The following is an 18,380-nucleotide window of genomic DNA, read 5'->3' as shown; positions in this document are numbered from 1 at the left end:
TGCCGCTCCCATCCCCTGGCGGCTTCTGCATGAAAATCCTCAGCCTGCGCCTGAAGAACCTCAACTCCCTCAAGGGCGAGTGGAAGATCGACTTCACCGGCGAGCCCTTCGCCGGCAACGGCCTGTTCGCCATCACCGGCCCCACCGGTGCCGGCAAGACCACGCTGCTGGACGCCATCTGCCTGGCGCTCTATCACCGCACCCCGCGCATGAGCAGCGTCTCCGCCACGGTCAACGAGCTGATGACCCGCCACACCGCCGACTGCCTGGCCGAGGTGGAGTTCGAGGTGAAGGGTGTGGGCTACCGCGCCTTCTGGAGCCAGCGCCGTGCCCGCGACAAGGTCGATGGCGGCCTGCAGGCGCCGAAGGTGGAGCTGGCGCGCATCGCCGATGGCGAGATCCTCACCGACAAGATCAACGACAAGCTGCGCCAGACCGAAAGCCTCACCGGGCTGGATTTCGAGCGCTTCACCAAGTCCATGCTGCTGGCCCAGGGCGGGTTCGCCGCCTTCCTCGAAGCCAGTGCTAACGATCGCGCCGCGCTGCTGGAGGAGCTGACCGGCACCGAGGTGTATGGGCTGATCTCCCAGCGCGTCTACCAGCGCACCAAGGGGGCCGAAGCCGCCCTGGGCCAGCTGCGCGCGCGGGCTGAGGGCGTCGAGTTGCTGGGCGAGGAGCGGCGCCAGCAGTTGCAGGACGAACTCACCGAACTCACCGATCGTGAAGCGGCACTGCTCGGCCAGCAGGACAGCCTGCAGCGCCAGCGCCAGTGGCGTGAAGCCCTGGCCGGCGCCGAGGCGCGCCAGCTCGCCGCCGTGCAGCAGGGCCAGGATGCCCGGCAGGCGCTGGAGCAGGCCGGCCCGCAGCTGCAGCGCCTGGCCGCCAGCGAGCCGGCCGAGCGCCTGCGCCCGCAGCACCGCGATTGGCAGCGGGCCGGGCAGGCGGTCACGGAGGCCACCACGGCCCTGGCCCAGATGCGCGAACAGAAGGCCCAGGCCGAGCGCGAGGTGGCCGACGGCCTGTGGCAGGCGCGTGGCTACAGCCAGCAGCGGGCGAAGGCCCTTGCCGAACGGCGCGATGCCTTGGCCGATCAGCGCCGGCAGGTGGAGGCGCAACTGGCGGCCAATCCGCAACACGGCCTGCTCGGCGAGCGCCTGGGCGCCTGGCGCGAGCAGCTCGGCGCGCGTCGCAACCTGGCGCAGGCCATCGCCCAGTCGCTGGCGCGCCAGCAGCAGGAACGCCAGGACGCGGAGCACTTGGCGCAACGCATCGCCCGCTTGCAGGCCGCGCTGGGTGAAAGCGAGCAGCGCCTGGAGCGCGCCCGCGACGGCGAAGCGCAACCCCAGGCCGCGCTCGATGCGCTGCTGGCCGGCCAATCCGAAGCCGCCCTGCGCGAGCGCTGGCAGCGCCTCAGCGACCAGGGCCACCAACTCGCCCGCCTGCAGCAACTGGCGGACACCCGCACGCGCCTGGAGCGGCAACTGGCCGACGCACGGGGCGGCATCGAAACCGACGACCGTGCGCAGGTGGAGAAGGCGGCGGCGCGGGACGCTCTGCGCTTGCAGTTCACCGACCTCAAGCAACAGATCCAGGACAAGGAAAAGCTGCTGGAGCAGGAGCAGCGCATCCTCAAGCTCGAAGCCCACCGCGCCGCCCTGCAGCCGGGGGAAGCCTGCCCGCTGTGCGGCTCCCATGAACACCCGGCGATCGAGGCCTACCGAGCGCTGGATGTCTCCGACACCCAGGCCGCGCTGCAGGCCAAGCGTGCCGAACAGGACCAGGTGCGCGAGCGCGGCGAAGCCCTGCGTGACGAGCTGGCCGCGCTGGAGGCGCAACTGCGCCAGCGGCAGCAGGAGGCGCAACGCCTACAGGACGAATTGCATCAGGTGCAGGCGCAGTGGCAGCAGCACTGCGCGGCATTGGGCCGGCCCCTGGCCGATGCCCAGGCGTTGGCGGAGGCCCAGGCGCAGCAACAGGCGGAGCTCGCCGCCCTGCAACGCAGCCTGGGGGAACTGGATGGCCTCAAGCAGGCCCTCGAAGGCGCCCGTGCCCAGCGCGAGCAGGCGCAGCGCCAGCAGCTGGAAGCCGCCCAGGGGCACGCCCTGGCCCTTCAGGAACAGGACGCGTTGCGCCGCCGCGAAGCGGAGAACACCGGGCAACTGGGCCAGCTCCAGATGCAGCAGGCCCGCCAGGACGCCGAGCTGGGCGCGGCCCTGGCCGAGTTCGGCCATGCCCTGCCCGAGGACAGCGAGGGCTGGCTGGATGAGCGCGAGGCGGAGGCACGCACCTGGCGCGAGGCCCAGGCCCGGCAACAGCGGCTGGAGCGGGACGAACAGGTGCTCCTGGCGGAGCTGCACGCGGCCCAGGGCGCTGCCGACCGCTGGCAGCAGCGTTGGAGCGCGCTCGGCCAGGCCGATGGCGAGCCCCTGGCCCCTGTGGATAACCCCACCGCCGCCCTGGAGCAGGCCGAGCAGCGCCTGGCGCTGGCCCAGGAACGCAGCCAGGCCCTGGGCGGGCGCGAGCACAGCCTGGTCGAGCAACTGGAGGCCGCGCGTGCCTCGCTCGACGCCCAGCGTGCCGCCTGGGAACAGGCGTTGGCGCAGAGCCCCTTCGCCGATGAGGTGCAGTACCTCGCCGCGCTGCTGGACGAGGACGCACGCAGCCAGCTACTGGCGCTCAAGGCGCGCCTGGAGAAGGCCTGGACCGAAGCCCAGGCCCTGGAGGCCTCCGCCCGGCAGAGCCTGGCGGAGTTGCAGGCGACGCCACGGACCGAACTGGCCCTGGCCGAGCTGGACGAGCGCCTGCAGGTGCTGCAACGGGAACTGCGTGCGCTGGCCGAGCGCCAGGGCGAGGTGCGTGGACAGCTCTCTGGCGACGAGCAGCGCCGGCAGAACCAGCAGGCGCTGTTCGCCGAGATCGCCGCCCAGGAAGGCGCCTGTGATCTCTGGCAACGGCTCAACGGGCTGATCGGTTCGGCCGACGGCGCCAAGTACCGCCGCTTCGCCCAGGGGCTGACCCTGGATCACCTGATCCACCTGGCCAACCAGCAGCTGGAGCGCCTGCACGGCCGTTACCAGTTGCGCCGCCGCGCCCTGGGCGAGCTGGAGCTGGAAGTGGTGGACACCTGGCAGGCCGATGCCGCCCGGGACTGCCGCACCCTGTCTGGCGGCGAAAGCTTCCTGGTGAGCCTGGCGCTGGCGCTGGCGCTGTCCGACCTGGTCAGCCACAAGACCAGCATCGATTCGCTGTTCCTCGACGAGGGCTTCGGCACCCTCGACGGCGAGACCCTGGAAGTGGCCCTCGATGCCCTGGACGCGCTAAACGCCAGCGGCAAGATGATCGGTGTGATCAGCCACGTCGAAGCGCTCAAGGAGCGCATCCCGGTGCAGCTCAAGGTGCACAAGGGCGTGGGCATGGGCTACAGCCGACTGGATGCGCGCTTCGCCTTGTAGGATGGGTCGGGCGGCGTTCCGCGAGCGCAGCTAAACCCATGCGGTGATGGGACCGCTGCGCGCTCCCTGGCGACTGAAGTCGCCCCTACAGAGAGCGGTTTGCCGCGCTCACGCCTGGCTCTGGTCGAGGAACAGGTGCTCGGTGAGGAAGTCGACGAACACCCGCAGCTTGGCGGGCATCTGCTTGTAGCAGGGCCACAGGGCGCGGAAGTGGCCGGCATGCTGGTTGCGGTCTTCGAGCACCGTCTGCAACTGGCCGCTGGCCAGGGCGTCGCGGATGGCGAAGTCGGGCAGGCAGGTGATGCCCATGCCTTCGCTGGCGACGCGGATCAGCGTGTCGGCGTGGTTGCACACCAGGGTGGTGGGCAACTGGGGCTCGCTTTCGCCGGGTGAGAGCAGCAGGGGCCATTTCTGCAGTTTGCCGGTGCTGGGGAACTTGTAGTGCAGGCAGGCGTGCTGCTCCAGGTCGGCCGGCACCCGTGGCGTGCCATGGGCGGCGAAGTAGGCGGGGGAGCCCACCAGTTGCAGGTGGAAGGCCCCGAGCTGGCGGGCACGCAGGCGCGAGTCCTCGGGGATGCCGCTGCGCACCACCACGTCGAAGCCTTCCTCGATCACGTCCACCAGGCGGTCGCTGAAGTCCAGGTCCAGTTCGATGCCGGGATAGCGGCGCATGAAGGCTGGCAGCACCACCGGGAACAGGCCCAGCACCAAAGGCAGGCTGACCCGCAGGCGACCGCTGGGCTCCTGGGTGTTCTGCGACAGCTCGTGCTCGGCTGCCTCCAGCTCGCCGAGGATGCGCCGGCAGCGTTCGAGGAACAGCGCGCCTTCCACCGTGAGGTTGATGCTGCGGGTGTTGCGGTGGAACAGGCGGACGCCCAGGTGCTGTTCCAGGCGGGCGATGCCCTTGCCCACCGCCGAGGCGGAGATGCCCAGCACGCGACCGGCGGCGACGAAGCTCTGGCTTTCGGTGACCTGGACGAAGAGGGCGAGGCGGTTGAGGCTTTCCATGGGGTTTCCGATTGCGGACTCAGGATTCCGTTAAGTGCGGAATACTAGCCTGTTTTTCCGTAATTCCCGCCGCCGTAGCCTGCTCCGACTTTTCTTGCGGAGCCTTCGACATGACCGACTCATCCCTTACCGCCGGCGCACGCCGCTGGCTGCTGCTGGCCGCCTGCCTGACGGCGGTGCTGATCCCGCTGTGCTTCACCGGCCCGGCGGTGGTGCTGCCGGCCATCAGCCAGGCCCTGGGTGGCTCGGCGGCGGAACTCGGCTGGATCACCAACGGCTACATCCTCGCCTACGGCAGCGCGATGATGGCGGCCGGCAGCCTGGCCGACATCCATGGACGCAAGCGCGTGTGGCGGGTGGGCCTGGGGCTGTTCGCGGCGGTGACCCTGGTGATCCCCCTCGCGCCCACGGTGCTGGTGTTCGACCTGCTGCGTGTGCTCCAGGGCCTCGGCGGTTCCGCCGCCTTCGCCGGGGCCATGGCTGCGCTGGCCCAGGAGTTCCACGGCCCGATCCGCACCCGGGTGTTCAGCCTGCTGGGCACCACCTTCGGCCTGGGGCTGGCGTTCGGCCCCTTGCTGGCCGGCCTGCTGAGCGACAGCCTGGGCTGGCGCATGGTGTTCCTGCTGCCAGCCCTGATCGGCGTCGCCGGCGCACTGCTGGTCTCGATCTGCGCCCGCGAAAGCCGCGACCCCAACGCCCAGGGCCTGGACTGGCCGGGGGCGATCAGCTTCACCGCGATGCTCACGCTGTTCACCTGCGGCACCCTGCTGGCGCCGGAGCACGGCTGGTCGCACCCGCTGGTGCAGGTCTCGCTGTGGGGCAGTCTGGCGTTGCTGGTGGCCTTCGTGGTGATCGAGCGGCGCGTGGCCCGGCCGATGCTGGAGCTGGGCCTGTTCCGTCGCGCGCAATTCGCCGGGGTGCAGCTGCTGGGCGCGTCGCCGGCCTTCGCCTTCGTGGTGCTGATCGTGCTGCTGCCGGGGCGCTTCATCGGTGCCGATGGCCTGAGCGCGGTGCAGGCCGGGCAACTGATGATCGCGCTGTCGGCGCCCTTGCTGGTGGTGCCGATGCTGGCGGCGCTGCTGTCGCGCTGGTTCACCGCCGGGCTGCTGTCGGCGCTGGGCCTGGCGCTGAACGCGCTCGGGCTGTTGTGGATGAGCCTGGCGCTGGTGTCCGGGCCGCAGGCGCTGCTGCTGCCGATGCTGCTGGTGGGCGTGGGCATCGGCCTGCCCTGGGGGCTGATGGACGGGCTGGCGGTGAGCGTGGTGGAGAAGGAGCGGGCGGGCATGGCCACGGGCATCTTCAACACCGTGCGGGTGTCCGGCGACGGCGTGGCCATCGCGCTGGTCGGTGCGCTGCTGGCGGCACTGGTCGTCGCGGCGCTACCGGCATCGGGCGCGTCGTCGGCCCAGGTCATCGGTGCCGCCGGGCATGCGGCCATGGGCGACCTGGCCCGGGCGGCGGCGCTGCTCGGGGTGGACAGGGCGGCATTGCAGCCGGGTTATGACGCGGCGTTCCGTACCCTGTTGCAGGTGCTGGCGGCGATCACCGGGCTGACGGCGGTGCTGGTGTTCATGCTGCTGGGCAAGGTGCGCACCCATGAGGTGGAGGCGTTGGCCGAGGTGCCTTGTGAGGCGTAGCCGTGCGTAGGGTGGACCGCGCTTCATCGGTCCACCGTCGGTGTGGCCGGTAACGCCCAAGAGGGGCGTCGCGGGGAGCGCTGCGCGCTCCTTGGCGAATGAATTCGCCCCTGCAAGGGCGAGTGTTGGTCAGGCGGGCCAGCGTTCCTTGCGCCAGGCGCGGCGCTGGTTCTTCTGGAGGTAGGTCCAGGCGACGAAGCGGCTCTGCTTCTGGCCCTGGGCCATGTGCACGACGCGGATGTCGGTGGCACCGAGGGCCTTGAGGCGCTCTTGCAGCGGCGTGACGTTGCCGATCTTGGACACCAGGGTGCTGAACCAGAACACCTGCTGGCCGAAGGCGGCGCTTTCCTCGGCCATGCGCGCGATGAAGGCGGCTTCACCGCCTTCGCAATGCAGTTCGTTGGACTGGCCGCCGAAGTTGAGCACCGGCAGCGTGCGGCTGGGGTCCTGCTTGCCGAGGCTCTTCCATTTGCGCGTGCTGCCGCTGCGGGCTTCGTCGAGGGAGGCGTGGAAGGGCGGGTTGCACAGGGTGAAGTCGAAGCGCTCGTCGGCTTGCACCAGGCCCTGGAAGATGTGCTGCGGGTTTTCCTGGCGGCGCAGTTCGATGGCGCCCTCGTATTGCGGGTTGGCGGCAAGGATGGCGGTGGCGGAGTCCAGGGACTGCGGGTCGATGTCGGCACCGACGAAGCGCCAGCCGTAGTCGTGGTGGCCGATCAGCGGGTAGATGCAGTTGGCGCCGACGCCGATGTCCAGCCCGCGCAGGGCGGGGCCCCTGGGAATCACGCCGTCGTGGGCGGCGCCGAGCAGGTCGGCCAGGTGGTGCAGGTAGTCGGCGCGCCCGGGGATGGGCGGGCACAGGTAGCCGGCGGGGATGTCCCACTGGCGGATGCCGTAGAACTGCTTGAGCAGCGCGCGGTTGAAGACCTTCACCGCCTCGGGGTTGGCGAAGTCGATGCTCGGCTTGCCGTAGGGGTTGGTGATGACGAACGCACCCAGCTCGGGGCTGCCTTCGATCAGCGCGGGGAAGTCGTAGCGGCCCTGGTGGCGATTGCGCGGGTGCAGTGGCGCCTTGCCCCCGTCGGACGGCTTGGCCGGTGCGGTCTTGCTGGGCGGTTTGCTGGGCATGGCGAAGGTCCGGGGTGGAGGGGCAGGGGCGCATTATTCACAACCGGGCGGGTTTGGCCAGCCGCCGCCGGCGACCGGTCAGAAGGGCAGGAGCCAGGGCACCAGGAGCACGGTGACGGCCATAACCAGCAGGGTGAAGGGCACGCCGACGCGGACGAAGTCACCGAAGCGGTACTGGCCGGGGCCGAGCACCAGGGTGTTCACCGGCGAGGAGATGGGCGTCATGAAGGCGGCGGAGGCGGCCAGGGCCACGGTCATGGCGAAGGGCTGCGGCGAGACGCCGAGCTGCTGGGCGGTGGCGATGGCCACCGGCGCCATGAGCACGGCGGTGGCGGTGTTGGAGATGAACAGGCCGATCACTGCGGTGAGTACGAACAGCGCGGCGATCACCAGGCGCGGTGCGGCATCGCCCAGCAACGCCACCAGGCCCTGTACGGCGAGGTCGATGCCGCCGGTCTGCTGCAGGGCGTGGGCGAAGGGCAGCATGCCGACGATGAGGATCAGGGTGGGCCAGTGGATGGCGCGGTAGGCGCTGTCCAGGTCGATGCAGCGGAAGGCGCCCATCAGCAGGCAACCCACCAGCGCGGCCATGACGTTGGGCACCAGGCCGCTGACCATCAGGATCACCATCACCGCCAGGCTGAGCAGGGCGTGGGGTGCCTTGTGCGCGGTGGGCGCCACCTCGTCCACCTCGGCGGGCAGGCTCAGCACCAGGAAGTCGCGGCCCTGGGCCTGCAGGCGGTGGATGTCCTTCCATTCGCCCGCCACCAGCAGGGTGTCGGAGCCCTTGAGCTTCTCGTCCACCAGCACGCCATCGAGGGGGCGGCCATGGCGACGCAGGCCGACGACGTTGAGGCGGTGGCGGCTGCGGAAGCCCAGTTCCTGGATGGTCTTGCCCGGCAGCTCCGACTCGGGCGGCAGCGCGACTTCGGCCAGGCCCAGCTGGTGGGCGTGCAGGCTGTAGTAGGAGGCATTGAGCGGCATAGGCTCCAGGCCGAGTGCGTGGTAGGCGCCGAGCAGGCCGATGGCCGGGCTGGCGAGGTCCACCAGCAGCACGTCGCCGGGTTCCAGCTGGGTGTTGCCGGTGGCCATGAGCAGCAGGGTGCGGAACTTGCGCTGGCGCTCGACGGCGATGACGTTGATGCCGTACTCGCGGCGCAGCTCGAGCTCGTTCAGGGCCTGCCGCGCGAGCGGCGAGTCGGCGCGTACCCGCAGGCGTCTTTCGCGCTCGCTGAGGTGGTAGGCGCCGGCCAGGTCGGCGAGGGTCAGGCGCGGCGCCGTGGTGGTGCCGTCACCGCCTGCGCGGCCGAGCCAGCGGCTGGCGGCGAGCATGTAGAGCACGCCCAGGACCAGCACGGCGAGGCCGATGGGCGTGGGGCCGAAGAAGCCGAAGCCGTCAAAGCCGGCGCGGCGCAGTTCGCTGTGCACCACCATGTTCGGCGGCGTGGCCACCAGGGTGAGCATGCCGCTGATGAGGCCGGCGAAGGCCAGCGGCATCATCAGCCGCGCCGGTGGGATCTTCAGCCGCGCGGCGACGCCGAGCACGACCGGGATGAAGATGGCGACCACGCCGGTGGAGCTCATCACCGAGCCGAGCCCGGCGACGCTGAGCATGAGCAGCACCAGCAGGCGGGTTTCGCTGCTACCGGCGCGGGCCACCAGCGCGTCGCCCAGGCGGTAGGCGATGCCGGTGCGCACCAGGCCGTCGCCGATGACGAAGAGCGCGGCGATCAACACGACGCTGGGGTCGCTGAAGCCGGCCAGGGCCTGTTCGGTGCCGAGCACGCCGCTGAGCACCAGGGCCACGAGGGCCAGCAGGGCGACGGCGTCCATGCGCGGGCGGTTGCGCACGAAGAGGGTGACGACCACCAGCAGCAGGCCGAGTACCCAGATGAGTTGCGGGGTCATGGCGGGGGGCTCCTGGATGGGGTGTGGCCTTTGCACCGTAGCCCGGACTTCAACCCGGAGGGGTTTCCGGGCTGAAGCCCGGGCTACGACCGTTTACGGCGGGATTCTGTCAGGGGTAGCCGAGGGTGGCCTTGATCTGCTGCAGGTTGGCGGCGATCCAGGTCTTGTCGATGGCGCCCCAGTCGCGGATCACGTAGTGGCCGGCGTTGTTGCGGGCGCCTGCGTCCTGCTGGAACTGGCAGTCGATGTCCAGGTCGGCGAGGGCGGCGAGGGTGTCCTGGGCGGTGCGGCGGGGCATGCCGGTGGCGTCCATCAGGGCGGGGACGCTGGCGGCGGTGCCGCTGTCGATCAGCCAGGCGACGTAGAGGCGGCGGTAGAAGCTGGTCTTGGTCTTGCTGGTTTCCATGGGGGGCTCCGGGGTCAGGGCGCGCGACGGCGCAGGACGCGGTGGCGGTTGGCGAAGAACAGGCGCAGGAACAGCCGGACCAACGGGGTGCCGAACAGGGGCGCGACGGTGAGCTGGTCGATGACCCGGGTGCCGCTGGCGCTGTGTTCCAGGCGGCGTTCGTGGCGCCACAGGCGCATGCCGGTCATGGGGGACTCCTCGACGAAGCCGACGCCGGGGGTGAGTTCGCGCAGGGTCAGTCGCGAGGTGCCCAGCGGCAGGACGCCGAACAGCCAGAGGTGGCTGGTGAACAGCGCTTGGCCGGGCTGGACGGCGAGGTCTTCGAGGTTGCGGACGCCGGCGGGCACGCTCATGCGCAGCCAGGGGCGCATTTCCTCGCGCAGGCGGTCGACGTCGGTGATCCAGCTCCAGGCCTGGCCGGGGCTGACCGCGAGGTGGGATTCGAAACGCAGTTCGATGGGCATGTCTTCCATTTCCCTATGAAAGAACAAGGCCCGCCGGGTGGCGGGCCTTGGGGTGGGGGCTTACAGGTTGGCGATTTTCTCGCGCTGCTCGGCCAGCTTGGCCAGGGCCTGTTCGGCCTCGGCGAGCTTGGCGCGCTCCTTGTCGAGCACCTCGGCCGGGGCCTTGGCGACGAAGCCTTCGTTGGCGAGCTTGCCGCCGACGCGCTTCACTTCGCCGTCCAGGCGCTGGATTTCCTTGTCCAGGCGCGCCAGTTCGGCCTCCTTGTCGATCAGGCCGGCCATGGGCACCAGCACCTGCATGTCACCGACCAGGGCGGTGGCGGACATGGGGGCTTCTTCGCCGGCTTCGAGGACGCGGACCGATTCGAACTTGGCCAGCTTGTTCAGCAGCGGGCCGTTGTCGGCGAGGCGGCGCAGGTCTTCGGCATTGGCGTTGGCCAGGACCACGTCGATGCGCTTGGCCATGGAGATCTTCATCTCGCCGCGGATCTGGCGCACGCCGAGCATCAGGGTCTTGACCCATTCGATGTCGTCTTCGGCGGCGGCGTCGATGCGGGCCTCGTTGGCCACCGGCCAGGGTTGCAGCATCAGGGTGTCGCCGCTGACGCCGGCCTGGGCCTTGATGCGCTGCCAGATCTCTTCGGTGATGAAGGGCATGAACGGGTGGGCCAGGCGCAGGATGACCTCCAGCACGCGCACCAGGGTGCGGCGGGTGCCACGCTGGCGCTCGATCGGGGCGTTCTCGTCCCACAGCACCGGCTTGACCAGCTCGAGGTACCAGGAGCAGTACTCGTCCCAGACGAACTCGTAGAGGGCCTGGGTGGCGAGGTCGAAGCGGAAGGCGTCGAGGTGGCGGGTGACTTCGGCTTCGGTGCGCTGCAGCTGGGAGATGATCCAGCGGTCGACGGAGGACAGCTCGACGGCTTCACCGTTGACGCCGGTGTCCTGGCCATCGGTGTTCTCGGTGACGAAGTTGGCGGCGTTCCACAGCTTGTTGCAGAAGTTGCGGTAGCCCTCGACGCGGCCCATGTCGAACTTGATGTCGCGGCCGGTGGAGGCCAGCGAGCAGAAGGTGAAGCGCAAGGCGTCGGTGCCGAAGCTGTTGATGCCGTCGGGGAACTCGGCGCGGGTCTGCTTGGCGATCTTCTCGGCCAGCTTGGGCTGCATCATGCCGCTGGTGCGTTTCTCCAGCAGCGCGTCGAGGGTGATGCCGTCGACGATGTCCAGCGGGTCGAGGACGTTGCCTTTGGACTTGGACATCTTCTGGCCCTGGCCGTCGCGCACCAGGCCGTGGACGTACACGGTCTTGAACGGGATCTGCCCGGTCAGGTGGGTGGACAGCATGATCATCCGGGCGACCCAGAAGAAGATGATGTCGAAGCCGGTGACCAGCACGTCGGTGGGGTGGAAGGTCTTGAGGAAGTCGGTCTGTTCCGGCCAGCCCAGGGTGGAGAAGGTCCACAGGCCCGAGCTGAACCAGGTGTCGAGGACGTCATCGTCCTGGCGCAGGGCGGTGTCGCCCAGGTTGTGCTTGGCGCGTACCTCGGCCTCGTCGCGGCCGACGTAGACGTTGCCGGCTTCGTCGTACCAGGCGGGGATGCGATGGCCCCACCAGAGCTGGCGGCTGATGCACCAGTCCTGGATGTCGCGCATCCAGCTGAAGTACATGTTCTCGTACTGCTTGGGCACGAACTGGATCTCGCCGCTCTCGACCACGGCGATGGCCTTCTCGGCCAGCGGCTTGGTGGAGACGTACCACTGGTCGGTCAGCCAGGGCTCGATGACGGTGCCGGAACGGTCGCCCTTGGGCACCTTGAGGGCGTGGTCGTCGATCTTCTCCAGCAGGCCGAGGGCTTCGATGTCGGCGACGATGCGCTTGCGCGCCTCGAAGCGGTCGAGGCCGGCGTAGGCGGCGGGCAGGCTGCCGTCGAAGGCGTCGTTGACGCTGCCGTCGAGGTGGAACACCTGGGCGGTGGCGAGCACGGCGGCGTTCTTGTCGAAGATGTTGATCAGCGGCAGGTCGTGGCGCTTGCCGACTTCGTAGTCGTTGAAGTCGTGGGCCGGGGTGATCTTCACGCAGCCGGTGCCGAACTCGGGGTCGCAGTAGTCATCGGCGACGATGGGGATGCGGCGGCCGACCAGGGGCAGGACGACGAACTTGCCGATCAGGGCCTTGTAGCGCTCGTCTTCCGGGTGCACGGCGACGGCGCTGTCGCCCAGCAGGGTTTCCGGGCGGGTGGTGGCGACCACCAGGTGGTCCTTGCCGTCGGCGGTCTTCAGGCCGTCGGCCAGCGGGTAGCGCAGGTTCCACAGGTGGCCCTTCTCGTCGTGGCTTTCCACTTCGAGGTCGGAGATGGCGGTGTGGAACTTGGTGTCCCAGTTGACCAGGCGCTTGCCGCGGTAGATCAGGCCGTCGTCGTGCAGGCGTACGAAGGCTTCCTTGACCGCTTCGGAGAGGCCGTCGTCCATGGTGAAGCGCTCGCGCGACCAGTCGACGGAGGAGCCGAGGCGACGGATCTGGCGGGTGATGGTGCCGCCGGACTGTTCCTTCCACTCCCAGACCTTCTCGAGGAACTTCTCGCGGCCGAGGTCGTGGCGGTCGACGCCCTGGGCGGCCAGCTGGCGCTCCACCACCATCTGGGTGGCGATGCCGGCGTGGTCGGTGCCCGGCTGCCAAAGGGTGTTGCGACCCTGCATGCGGCGGAAGCGGATCAGCGCGTCCATGATGGCGTTGTTGAAGCCATGACCCATGTGCAGGCTGCCGGTGACGTTCGGCGGCGGGATCATGATGGTGTAGGGCTCGCCGGAACCTTGCGGGGCGAAGTAGTTGTTCTTCTCCCAGGTCTGGTACCAGGAGGATTCGATGGCGTGGGGCTGGTAGGTCTTGTCCATTGTGCGGCGGGACCGTGTCGGCAACTGATCGGAAAGCCGCCGAGTATAGCGGCTGCGGCTACAAGCCCCAAGCGCGGGCAGCGGGGCAGGGGGCGAGTGGCGTGCGACTCAGCCGCGGCGGGGCGGCTGGGGCAGGAGGCGGGTCAGGCGGGCGCTGAGGCGGCGCTTGAGCTCGGCTTCTATCTGCGGGACGAAGTCGTCGATGACGTCTTGCAGGATGAGTTGCGCGGCGGCGCGCAGCTCGGTGTCCAGGCGGCTGAATTCCTGGGCGCTGGCGGCTTCGGCGCTGCGTTGCAGGGCGCCCTGCAGGGGCGTCTGCGCCGGCTGCTCGGCACGCGGCGGGGGCGTGGGCTGCACGCTGGGGGCCGGGGCCGGGGCCGGGGCCGGGCTGGGTGCGATGGGCTCGTTGCCCCGTGGGGGCAGCTCGAAGGGCGGCGCTTCGACGATCTCGGAGAGCAGGGGGATGCTGTCCGGGTCGACGGACTCGGTGAGCAGGGGCGGCTCGCTGCTGGTGTGTTCGTCGAGCAGGGCGCGGATCGATTCGAGGTCGTCCAGCAGGTGTGCGGGCTTTTGCGGCGGTCTGGAGTTGTCCATGGGGCGTGCTTAGAGTTCGACTCGCTTTGGATCATAGCCGCGCTGGCGGTAGGTACGGAAATTCTCACGGCAGGCGGCCAGCAGAGCCGGCTCCTGGTTGACGATCTCGATGATGCGGCTGAAACGCTCGAGGTGCGGCGAGAGGCTGGCGTCGAGGTTGATCAGCAGGCCCAGGGCGGCCTCGGGCTGCTCGTCGCCGCCGATCACCACCGGTGCCTGCGGGTCGTCTTCGTGCAGGCCGTGGGGGATGAAGGTCTCGGCCTTGAAGCGCCACAGCAGGTCGTCCAGCTCGGCGCCCTGGGCCTTGTCGGCGCAGCGCACGAACACCGGCAGGCCGTGGCGCCAGGCCTTGCTCGCCAGTTGGCAGGCGGCGCGCAGGCGGTCCGCCGGGGTGCTGGAGGAAAGGACGTAGAACTCGACGCGGGTCATGGCTGGGTGTTCCTGAGGTGAGGCGGGTGCCCGGCGGCCTGCGCCGCCGGGCGGTGCGGCAGTTTACACGCGGTCCAGCAGGTACTGGGTGAGCAGGGGCACCGGACGACCGGTGGCGCCCTTGTCCTTGCCGCCGCTGACCCAGGCGGTGCCGGCGATGTCGAGGTGGGCCCAGTGGAATTTCTTGGCGAAGCGCGACAGGAAGCAGCCGGCGGTGATGGTGCCGGCCTTGGGGCCGCCGATGTTGGCGATGTCGGCGAAGGGGCTGTCGAGCTGCTCCTGGTATTCGTCGAACAGCGGCAGTTGCCAGGCGCGGTCGTCGGCGTATTCGCCAGCCTTGAGGATCTGCTTCACCAGGGTCTCGTTGTTGCCCATCAGGCCGGAGACGTTGCTGCCCAGGGCGACGATGCAGGCGCCGGTGAGGGTGGCGACGTCGATCACCGCCTGGGGCTTGAAGCGCTCGGCGTAGGTGAGGGTGTCGCACAGCACCAGGCGGCCTTCGGCGTCGGTGTTGAGGATCTCGACGGTCTGGCCGCTCATGGTGGTGACGATGTCGCCGGGGCGGGTGGCGCCGCCGCTGGGCATGTTCTCGGCGCAGGCCAGCAGGCCGACGACGTTGATCGGCAGCTGCAGCTCGACCAGGGCACGGAAGGTGCCGAGCACGCTGGCGGCGCCGCACATGTCGTACTTCATCTCGTCCATCCCGGCGGCGGGCTTGATGCTGATGCCGCCGGTGTCGAAGGTGATGCCCTTGCCGACCAGGGCGTAGGGTTTATCGTCCTTCTTGCCGCCCTGGTAGTGGAGCACGATCATCCGCGGCGGCTGGTCGCTGCCCTGGGCGACGGCGAGGAAGGCACCGGCGCCGAGCTCCTTGAGCTTCTTCTCGTCCAGCACCTCGACCTTGAGGTTCTTGTGGGCCTTGGCCAGGGCCTTGGCTTCCTCGGCGAGGAAGCTGGGGTGGCAGAGGTTCGGCGGCAGGTTGCCGAGGTCCTTGGTGAAGGCCATGCCGGTGGCGATGGCCCGGGCATGGGCGCTGCCACGCTCGACGTCGGCGAGCTCGGCCTTCTCGGCCAGCAGGGTGATCTTCTTCAGGACCGGCGCATCGGCCTTGGTGCTCTTGAAGCGATCGAAGCGGTAGGTGCCGTCGGCCAGGGTCTCCACCAGCAGGCGCGCCTTGCCATAGGCGTCACGGCCCTTCACGGCGAGTTCGCCCAGGGCCAGTACCGCATCGCTGCCGCCGAGGCCCTTGAGCACGGCGTTGACGGCGGCGACCACCTTGCGGAACTGGCGGTCGCCGAGTTCGCGCTCCTTGCCCACGCCTACCAGCAGCACGCGTTCGGCCTTGAGGTTGGGCAGGCTGTGCAGCAGCAGGGTCTGGCCGACCTTGCCGGCCAGGTCGCCACGCTTGAGCAGGGCGGCGATGGCGCCACCGGTGGCGCCATCCAGTGCGCTGGCAGCGGCACCCAGTTTGCGGCCTTCGCCGACGGCGACGACCAGGGTGGCGGTTTTCAGGGTTTCCGGGCGAGCGCTTTTGACGAGGAATTCCATGACGTATGTCCCCAAGACAAAGAGTCGGGATTGCAGGATATAATGCCGGCCATTTTTCAGTGGTCCGCCGGTTCGGCGGGCTGGCCACAAAGCGGCTAGTTTGAGCGTAGCCGCCTGAGCCTGACAACCCTGGAGTGTCTGGTTTGATTGTCTTCCGTTATCTGTCCCGTGAAGTCCTGGTCACCCTCAGCGCCGTGAGTGCGGTGCTGCTGGTGATCATCATGAGTGGTCGCTTCATCAAGTACCTGGCCCAGGCCGCGCAAGGCGTCCTGGACCCGGGGGTGCTGTTTTTGATCATGGGGTTCCGCCTGCCGGGCTTCCTCGAGCTGATCCTGCCGCTGGGCCTGTTCCTGGGCTTCCTCCTGGCGTACGGCCGGCTCTACCTGGACAGCGAGATGACCGTGCTCGCCGCCACCGGCATGAGCCAGCAGCGCCTGATGGCCTACAGCCTGGCGCCGGCCACCCTGGTGGCGCTGCTGGTCGCCTGGCTGAGCCTGGGCCTGGCGCCGCAGGGCGTGGCGCAGGTGGCGCGGATCCTCAACGAGCAGGACGCGCTGACCGAGTTCGACACGCTGGTGCCCGGCCGCTTCCAGACCATGAAGAACGGTACGCGGGTGACCTACACCGAGAGCCTGTCGGCCGATCGTGGCGAGCTGGGCGGGGTGTTCATCTCCGAGAAGCGCCTGTCGCAGAACAACAAGGAGCGCGGCATCGGCGTGCTGGTGGCGGAGAAGGGCCGCCAGGTCATCCACGAGGATGGCAGTCGCTACCTGATCCTGGAGAACGGCTACCGCTACGACGGCAACCCGGGCAAGGCCGACTATCGCGCGATCAAGTACGAGACCTACGGCATCCTCCTGCCCAAGCCGGAGATCAGCGGTGAGATCGGCGAGCGCGAGGCGATCCCGACGTCCGAGCTGATCGGCAGCGACAACCCGCGTTACCAGGCCGAGCTGCAGTGGCGCATTTCCATCCCGCTGCTGGTGTTCGTGGTGACCCTGCTGGCGGTGCCGCTGTCGCGGGTCAATCCGCGCCAGGGCCGCTTCCTCAAGCTGCTGCCGGCGATCCTCCTTTATATGGCCTACCTGTCCCTGCTGATCGCTGCGCGCGGCCAGCTGGACAAGGGCAAGATCCCCATGGCGCTCGGCCTCTGGTGGGTGCACGGGATGTTCCTGCTGGTCGGCCTGTCATTGCTTTACTGGGAGCCGTTGCGGCTGAAGTGGGCAGCTCGTCGTGATGCCCGTGAGGTGGCCCATGGTTAGGTTGGATCGTTATATCGGCACCAGCGTGTTCTTCGGCATCCTCGCGGTGCTGGGGGTGATAGTCGGGCTGGCGCTGCTGTTCGCCTTCATCGACGAGCTGGGCGACGTCGACGGCTCCTATGGGGTCATGGAGGCGGCCGTCTATGTACTCATGACCACGCCGCGGCGCATCTACGAGATGCTGCCGATGGCGGCGCTGATCGGCAGCCTGATCGGCCTCGGCGGCCTTGCCAGCAGCAGCGAGCTGACCATCATGCGGGCGGCTGGCGTCTCCATCGGGCGCATCGTCTGGGCGGTGATGAAGCCGCTGCTGGTGTTGATGCTGGTGGGCGTGCTGATCGGTGAATACGTCGCGCCGTGGAGCGAGAACCTGGCTCAGGGCAATCGTGCGCTGGCGCAGGGCGGCGGCGAGGCGCAGAGCGCGAAGCGCGGCCAGTGGCATCGCCAGGGCAACCAGTACGTGCACATCAACGCCGTGCAGCCCAATGGCGTGCTCTATGGCGTGACCCGCTATGACTTCGATGGCGAGCGCCGCATGCAGTCGGCGAGCTTCGCCCGTCGCGCCATGTACCAGACCGATCACTGGCAGCTGGAAGACGTTTCCACGACCTACTTCCGTGGCGACCACACCGAGGTGATCGAGTCGCCGAACGAGCGCTGGGACATCGAGCTGAGCCCGCAACTGCTGGGCACCGTGGCGATGGAGCCTGAGGCGCTGTCGATCACCGGGCTCTGGCGTTACACCCACTACCTGGCGGACCAGGGGCTGAACAATGGCCGCTACTGGCTGGCGTTCTGGACCAAGGTGCTGCAGCCGCTGGTCACCGGCGCGCTGGTGCTGATGGCGATCTCCTTCATCTTCGGCCCGCTGCGCTCGGTGACGCTGGGGCAGCGCGTGTTCACCGGCGTGGTGATCGGCTTCGTGGTGCGCATCAGCCAGGACCTGCTCGGGCCATCCAGCCTGGTGTTCGGGTTCTCGCCGCTGCTGGCGGTGCTGATCCCGGCGGGGATCTGCGCGCTGGCTGGCGTGCTGCTGCTCAGGCGCGCGGGGTAGGTCCCCCGGGTACGAAAAAGCCGGCTGCGAGCCGGCTTTTTCTTGGGTGCGATTCGGGTGGCGCTACTTCTTGTGGATGTTCTTCGGCAGCTGCACCACCTGGCTGTCGGAGTACATGTCGTGCCAGCTGCGTTTCTGCTTGTCGACGATCATCCACAGGAAACCGAGGCCGAAGCACAGCCAGGAACCGATGGCGACCACGAAGCGCAACAGCGCCTGCCACAGGCTGATGGCCGAGCCGTCGCGGTTCTGGATGCGCACGCCCCAGACCTGCATGCCGAGGGTCTGGCCGCCGCGCATCCAGAACTTGCTGAAGAAGGCGAACAGGCTGAGGAACAGCAGGCTGGAGAGTACGGGGTCGCCGATCAGCGCGCCCTGCTCGGCCATCTGTCGCAGGCGATCGCCGCCGAAGATCGCGCGCAGTATCGCCTGCTGGTAGAAGAGGGTGACCACCATCATCAGGGCCACGCAGAGAAGGAAGTCATAGAAGATCGCGGCGAAGCGACGGATCGGCCCGGCGACGGGGAAGTCGCCTTCGGGGCGCAGTTTCGGGTTCGGCATGGAAAGCCCTTGCAAACGTGGGGTTGCGACATTCTAAAGG

At 68.9% G+C, this 18,380-nt stretch carries 14 protein-coding genes; 4 read left to right on the top strand and 10 right to left on the bottom strand.

What is annotated here, in order from left to right; translation table 11 throughout:
• Positions 1 to 29 precede the first annotated feature (29 nt).
• The gene (locus tag WFQ67_RS14050; RefSeq protein ID WP_337057227.1) at positions 30 to 3,452 is read left to right on the top strand and encodes an AAA family ATPase; all 3,423 of its coding nucleotides are present in this window, start codon (positions 30 to 32) and stop codon (positions 3,450 to 3,452) included.
• 108 nt (positions 3,453 to 3,560) lie between these two features.
• Here the strand turns inward: WFQ67_RS14050 and WFQ67_RS14045 are convergent, their stop codons facing one another.
• On the bottom strand, positions 3,561 to 4,460 hold the full coding sequence (locus WFQ67_RS14045; protein WP_337057226.1) for a LysR family transcriptional regulator: 900 nt from the start codon (positions 4,458 to 4,460) through the stop codon (positions 3,561 to 3,563).
• Between the two features lie 110 nt (positions 4,461 to 4,570).
• Here WFQ67_RS14045 and WFQ67_RS14040 point away from each other — a divergent pair, with 110 nt between their 5' ends.
• Positions 4,571 to 6,097: an MFS transporter gene (locus WFQ67_RS14040; protein WP_271103905.1), complete on the top strand. Its 1,527-nt coding sequence runs from the start codon at positions 4,571 to 4,573 to the stop codon at positions 6,095 to 6,097.
• 129 nt (positions 6,098 to 6,226) lie between these two features.
• On the opposite strand, the gene rlmF is transcribed toward WFQ67_RS14040, so the two are convergent.
• From rlmF to WFQ67_RS14000, 8 genes are all read right to left on the bottom strand, one after another.
• The gene (rlmF, locus tag WFQ67_RS14035) at positions 6,227 to 7,222 is read right to left on the bottom strand and encodes a 23S rRNA (adenine(1618)-N(6))-methyltransferase RlmF (protein ID WP_213626139.1); all 996 of its coding nucleotides are present in this window, start codon (positions 7,220 to 7,222) and stop codon (positions 6,227 to 6,229) included.
• Positions 7,223 to 7,300: 78 nt separating this feature from the next.
• On the bottom strand, positions 7,301 to 9,130 hold the full coding sequence (locus WFQ67_RS14030) for an SLC13 family permease (protein ID WP_337057225.1): 1,830 nt from the start codon (positions 9,128 to 9,130) through the stop codon (positions 7,301 to 7,303).
• A gap of 109 nt (positions 9,131 to 9,239) precedes the next feature.
• Positions 9,240 to 9,536 (bottom strand): winged helix-turn-helix domain-containing protein, encoded by a 297-nt coding sequence (locus tag WFQ67_RS14025; RefSeq protein ID WP_173172843.1) that lies wholly within the window; start codon positions 9,534 to 9,536, stop codon positions 9,240 to 9,242.
• 14 nt (positions 9,537 to 9,550) lie between these two features.
• The gene (locus tag WFQ67_RS14020; RefSeq protein WP_337057224.1) at positions 9,551 to 10,000 is read right to left on the bottom strand and encodes a hypothetical protein; all 450 of its coding nucleotides are present in this window, start codon (positions 9,998 to 10,000) and stop codon (positions 9,551 to 9,553) included.
• A 60-nt stretch (positions 10,001 to 10,060) separates the two neighbouring features.
• Positions 10,061 to 12,892 (bottom strand): valine--tRNA ligase, encoded by a 2,832-nt coding sequence (locus tag WFQ67_RS14015; RefSeq protein WP_337057222.1) that lies wholly within the window; start codon positions 12,890 to 12,892, stop codon positions 10,061 to 10,063.
• A gap of 108 nt (positions 12,893 to 13,000) precedes the next feature.
• Positions 13,001 to 13,486 carry a DNA polymerase III subunit chi gene (locus tag WFQ67_RS14010; protein WP_337057221.1) on the bottom strand — a complete coding sequence of 162 codons (486 nt, stop codon included), beginning with the start codon at positions 13,484 to 13,486 and terminating at the stop codon, positions 13,001 to 13,003.
• A gap of 9 nt (positions 13,487 to 13,495) precedes the next feature.
• Positions 13,496 to 13,915 carry a DNA polymerase III subunit chi gene (locus WFQ67_RS14005; RefSeq protein WP_337057219.1) on the bottom strand — a complete coding sequence of 140 codons (420 nt, stop codon included), beginning with the start codon at positions 13,913 to 13,915 and terminating at the stop codon, positions 13,496 to 13,498.
• A 63-nt stretch (positions 13,916 to 13,978) separates the two neighbouring features.
• Entirely contained in the window at positions 13,979 to 15,463 is a 1,485-nt protein-coding gene (locus WFQ67_RS14000; RefSeq protein ID WP_213626133.1) for a leucyl aminopeptidase, read from the bottom strand.
• Between the two features lie 143 nt (positions 15,464 to 15,606).
• Here WFQ67_RS14000 and lptF point away from each other — a divergent pair, with 143 nt between their 5' ends.
• Together lptF and lptG are read left to right on the top strand one after the other, a co-directional pair.
• The gene (gene lptF, locus WFQ67_RS13995) at positions 15,607 to 16,725 is read left to right on the top strand and encodes an LPS export ABC transporter permease LptF (protein ID WP_173172856.1); all 1,119 of its coding nucleotides are present in this window, start codon (positions 15,607 to 15,609) and stop codon (positions 16,723 to 16,725) included.
• Positions 16,718 to 17,779: an LPS export ABC transporter permease LptG gene (gene lptG / locus WFQ67_RS13990; protein ID WP_111263255.1), complete on the top strand. Its 1,062-nt coding sequence runs from the start codon at positions 16,718 to 16,720 to the stop codon at positions 17,777 to 17,779. Before lptF ends, lptG begins: the two co-directional genes overlap by 8 nt.
• Before the next feature lie 63 nt (positions 17,780 to 17,842).
• On the opposite strand, the gene WFQ67_RS13985 is transcribed toward lptG, so the two are convergent.
• Entirely contained in the window at positions 17,843 to 18,340 is a 498-nt protein-coding gene (locus tag WFQ67_RS13985) for an RDD family protein (protein ID WP_337057218.1), read from the bottom strand.
• Positions 18,341 to 18,380 lie beyond the last annotated feature (40 nt).

It is taken from the genome of Pseudomonas sp. USHLN015 (assembly GCF_037153275.1).
Lineage (GTDB): Bacteria > Pseudomonadota > Gammaproteobacteria > Pseudomonadales > Pseudomonadaceae > Metapseudomonas > Metapseudomonas tohonis.
This window is presented reverse-complemented; position numbering and strand designations above follow the sequence as displayed.